Genomic DNA, 4,443 nt, shown 5'->3' with positions numbered 1-4,443 from the left:
ATGCCACCTCGTACCGGCAGATCACCAATGTGGCCGACGGCACCCAGGACCAGGACGCGGTGACGGTGCGCCAACTCGCCGGCGCCATAGCTGCCGTATCGGTCACCTCGACCAAGTATTTCCATGCCAATTCGGCGGCGGTCGACTCGCTGGCGGTCGGGGCAGAGTCGGTCGCGGTCGGTCCGACCACGGTCGTCAACGGCGACAACGGCATCGGCATCGGCAATGGCGCCATTGTCGACCAGACAGCACCCGGCGGCACAGCGATCGGCCAGGGCGCCCATGTGATGCTGGCCGATGGGCTGGCGCTCGGCACCAATTCGCTGGCGTCCGGCATCCAGTCGGTGGCGCTCGGCGCCGGCGCCCAGAGCACCTTCATCAACAGCGTGGCGCTCGGTGCGCAGTCCATCACCACGGTCGGCGCGCAGGCAGGCTACACGGCCTTTGCGCTCGCCGGTCCGCAAACGTCGGTCGGCGAGGTGTCGATCGGCTCTGCCGGTGCCGAACGCAAGCTCACCAATGTCGCGGCGGGCTCTGCCGACACCGACGGCGTCAACGTTTCGCAGTTGCGCGGCGTGACGCAAAACGTCAGCAACCTGTTCGGCGGCGGCACGACCGTCAATCCCGACGGCTCGATCACCGGCCCGACCTACAACATCCAGGGCAACAATTATTCCACCGTCTATGACGGCTTCACGGCCGTCGACAATGCGCTGACCAGCATCAGCAATGGCGGCGGCATCAAGTATTTCCACGCCAACTCGACGCTGGCCGACAGCATCGCCGGCGGCACCAACGCCGTTGCGATCGGACCGGAGAGCGTGGCGAGCGGCACCGACAGCCTGGCCGCGGGACATGGCTCGACGGCCGCTGGGCAAGGCGCCGTCGCGCTCGGCCAGGGCGCGCAGGCCAACAATGCCAACGATGTGGCGCTCGGTTCCGGTTCGGTGACGCAGACCGCCGTCGGGACCTCCAGCACCGTCATCAACGGCAAGACCTACACTTATGCCGGAACGACTCCAACCGGAACCGTCAGCGTCGGCGACGCCGGCGCCGAGCGGACGATCACCAATGTCGCTGCCGGCCGCGTGTCTTCCGACAGCACCGATGCGATCAACGGCTCGCAGCTCTACGCCACCAATACGGCGATCGAGGATCTGAAAGCCGGCGTCGGAAACCTTACCGAGAACGCGGTGACCTATGACGCCCCGGGCGGCGTCAAGTCGAACACCATCACGTTGCAGGGCGGCGACGTCAACGCGCCGGTCGTCATCTCCAATGTCGGCCCCGGCGTCAAAGGGACCGATGCGGTCAACGTCGACCAGATGAACCAGGGCCTGACCGCGGGCAAGAGCTATACGGACAACCGCGTAGCCTACGCTATCGATACGTCCAACGACTACACCGACAAGGTGGCGGTCACGACCTTGCAACAGGCCAACGACTATACCGACCAGAAGCTCAGCCAGCTCAATTCGGACATCAGCGGCATCCGCGACGAGGCGCGGCAGGCGGCCGCAATAGGCCTTGCGGCCGCCTCGCTGCGCTATGACGACCGGCCCGGAAAGCTGAGCGTGGCGGCGGGCGGTGGCTTGTGGCGGGACGCAGGCGCGTTCGCCTTCGGTGCGGGCTACACCAGCGAAGACGGCCGCATCCGGGGCAATCTGTCGGGCACGGCCGCGGGTGGGCATGTCGGTGTCGGCGCCGGCATCAGCTTCACCTTGAACTGAGGCAGGAATGAAAGGACTTGTTGCCCTGACCTGCCTGGCACTCTGCGGCGGCCTCGTGCCGGCCGCCGGGCAGGTTGCGTCGACCTACAGGATCAAACCTTCGGACGTGGTGGTGCCGCCCGAGGTGAAGCTCGGCGACTATCAGCGCACCATCCGCCCATTCGATAACTGGACACTGATCTGCGACGAGAACCTCAAGGCCCGCAAGAAGGTCTGCAACGTCTCGCAGATCATCGAGGACGCATCAGGCAAGATGGCCTTCAGCTGGTCGCTTGCCGCCACACAGGACGGCAAGCCTTACATGATCCTGCGCACCGCTGCGAATGCCAGGAGCGATGGACTGGTGTCGCTGAAGTTCGATGGACAGAAGCAGCCGATCGACGTGCACCTGAACGGCTGCAACGAAATGGTCTGTGTCGGCATGTTGCCGGTCGGCCCCGTCATGCGCCGACAGATCTCGCAGAATGCGACACCGGCGATCTCCTATTCGACAGTCGACGGCCAGACGATCACCGTGACTGCAACGCTCAAGGGGCTGTCAGAGGCCCTTTCACCACTCAAATAATCGGGGCATCACCATGAGCCAGCAGGACCAGTTCACGTCCGCGAAACGCACTCCGGCCGTCGAGGCGGATCGGCAGAGGCGGGCCGAGCCCCCAAGGCGGCGCTGGCCACGCGTGGCCGGATATTCATTGCTGGGATTGGTCGTGGCGGGACTTGGCTTCGCCGCCGGGAACTATGCCGCGATCGCCAATCTGGTCGGCGGCGCGACGGCCGCACCTGCAGAAACTGCGGCGGCCCCCGTGCTTCCGGACACGCCCTTCCTCGAGCATGTCAAGCAGGCCGGTGTGCAAGCCTGCTCGACCGTCTATCCGGCGCTCGGACAGATTCTGACGAACGGCACGAAATACAGCGTCAAATCCCTGTGGAACGATCAGGCGGCCGACAAGCACGCCATTCAGGCCTTTGTCGGCATGGACTATGCATCGGAACGCTATAGCGGACCGGCCGCCGGCATCGTCTTCGCATCGCCCACCGCCACGGGTTGCGAAGGGGCGATGGTGCGGGTGGCGCCATTCGCCAGCCCTTGCGCCGACATCGCATCCATCCTGCCGCAGGGCAGCAAGATTACCGACCATCTCGGGCAGGTCGAGGTCTACGAACTCGGCGGCAATGCCGGTGAAGCGCTTCTCCTGCCGACGGGCAAAAGCTGTGTGGTGATCTCCCTCGCTTCGGCGGCGAAGTAGGACGCGAAGCGATTGAGGTTAAGGAAAGGATGCCGACCATGAGCATGAGATTGCAGGCTTTGGCAGTTTTGGGCTTGACCTTGTTGTGGAGTGGACAAGTCGTCTCAGCCGACCTTGTGGCCCCCTCGGAGCCGCAACAGGAGGAAAAAGGCATATGGGCGGCCATCGCCTATTCGCAGGCCGATAGCAAATACGGCTTCTTCTGGGGCGCCGACAAGCGGCAGGAAGCGAAGGACATCGCACAGAAATATTGCGAGAACGCGGGCGGAAAAGCCTGCAACGTCGTCACCGTCTTCCGCAACCATCGCCATTGGAATGATGACGACGAGACCGGCTTTCCCTACAAGCATTGCGGTGCGCTCGCCGTGGCAGACAAGGTGGAGAACCGTTTCACGCCCTGGGGCGTGAACTCGGCAGAGACCCGTCGGGAAGCGGAGGATCTCGCCTTGCAGGCCTGCGAGGCAACGGGAGAGAAATGCAAGATCCGCGAGTGGGTCTGCACATGAAGTCTGGCCCGAAGGCCGTCTCCGCATGTGGGGCAATTCTATTCTCGTTGATGTCGCCGGCGTTCGCCCAGCAACAGGTGGCGGCTGTCCCGGATGGACCGTCATCGCTGCGCGAGGTCTATCAGGACTGGAGTGTGACCTGTTCGGTTCGCGAGAAGGCGAGAGTGTGCTCGCTCGCGCAAGACCAGGTCCAGCAGAACGGGCAGAGGCTTCTTGCCGTGGAGATCGCGGCACGCCCGGACGGCTCGACGACGGCTACCTTGCTGCTGCCCTTCGGCATCCTGCTCGATCCGGGCGTGACGCTGCAGATCGACGATCAGCCGCCACTGCCCCCGCAGCGATTCAGGACCTGCCTCCCGACGGGTTGCGTCTCCGTCTTTACCGTCGATCGGCCGACGCTTGCAAAGCTGAGGGGAGGCTCGGTGCTGAAGCTCAATGTCACGACGGACGCCGAGACCCCGCTGAGCTTCCCGGTGTCGCTTCGCGGCCTGACCGCGGCGCTCGACCGCATGGTGGCGTTGAGCGCAAATTAGAGGTACGCGCTGACCAGCTTTTGGCCGTGATGAGCGACATGACGCGCACGCCGGCCGCCGCGACAGAGTATTTTTTGGACCCGGCACCCAAGGGGCATGCCTGAAAAAGCGTTCAACCTCCGGTTGGATTATCGACAACCGCTATCCGAACCGGCCATGATTCTGGGCATATCGGCCCACTGGCTTGCGATTTTCTGTGCTTTCCCACTGAATGGGGCGTCCGGATACAACCGCAGCGAGCCGAAGTTATGTGCTATTTTTGCTACATCTCGCAGCCTTGTTGCCCAAAAGGGCTATTTAGCGCCCTCTAAATCAATAATCGCTCACACATTCCGTGAATTTGTGGATAATCCACCGACGGGCAGGCCTTGGCTTGGTTAGCGCTCTGAAAAAGGACGCTGGGGAAACGTTAGGGTGGGATTATGAA

At 63.5% G+C, this 4,443-nt stretch carries 5 protein-coding genes; all 5 read left to right on the top strand.

Annotation, left to right across the window (positions count from 1 at the left end; all coding sequences use genetic code 11):
* The coding region (locus EN984_RS23915) for a YadA-like family protein (protein ID WP_206517469.1) at positions 1-1,730 on the top strand (1,730 nt) is incomplete at its 5' end.
* Between the two features lie 7 nt (positions 1,731-1,737).
* Positions 1,738-2,295, top strand: coding sequence for an invasion associated locus B family protein (locus tag EN984_RS23910; protein ID WP_127267772.1), 558 nt, complete (start codon positions 1,738-1,740; stop codon positions 2,293-2,295).
* 13 nt (positions 2,296-2,308) lie between these two features.
* Entirely contained in the window at positions 2,309-2,977 is a 669-nt protein-coding gene (locus tag EN984_RS23905; protein WP_127267771.1) for a hypothetical protein, read from the top strand.
* A 44-nt stretch (positions 2,978-3,021) separates the two neighbouring features.
* Positions 3,022-3,483, top strand: a complete 462-nt coding sequence (locus tag EN984_RS23900; RefSeq protein WP_013529842.1) for a DUF4189 domain-containing protein — start codon at positions 3,022-3,024, stop codon at positions 3,481-3,483.
* Positions 3,480-4,016, top strand: a complete 537-nt coding sequence (locus EN984_RS23895; RefSeq protein ID WP_236383471.1) for an invasion associated locus B family protein — start codon at positions 3,480-3,482, stop codon at positions 4,014-4,016. Before EN984_RS23900 ends, EN984_RS23895 begins: the two co-directional genes overlap by 4 nt.
* The last annotated feature ends 427 nt before the right edge of the window (positions 4,017-4,443 follow it).

Origin of the sequence: Mesorhizobium sp. M7A.F.Ca.CA.004.12.1.1 (assembly GCF_003997835.1) — a bacterium.
Lineage (GTDB): Bacteria > Pseudomonadota > Alphaproteobacteria > Rhizobiales > Rhizobiaceae > Mesorhizobium.
Note: the sequence above shows the minus strand (reverse complement) of the source record. Positions and strands in the feature narration are given on the sequence as shown.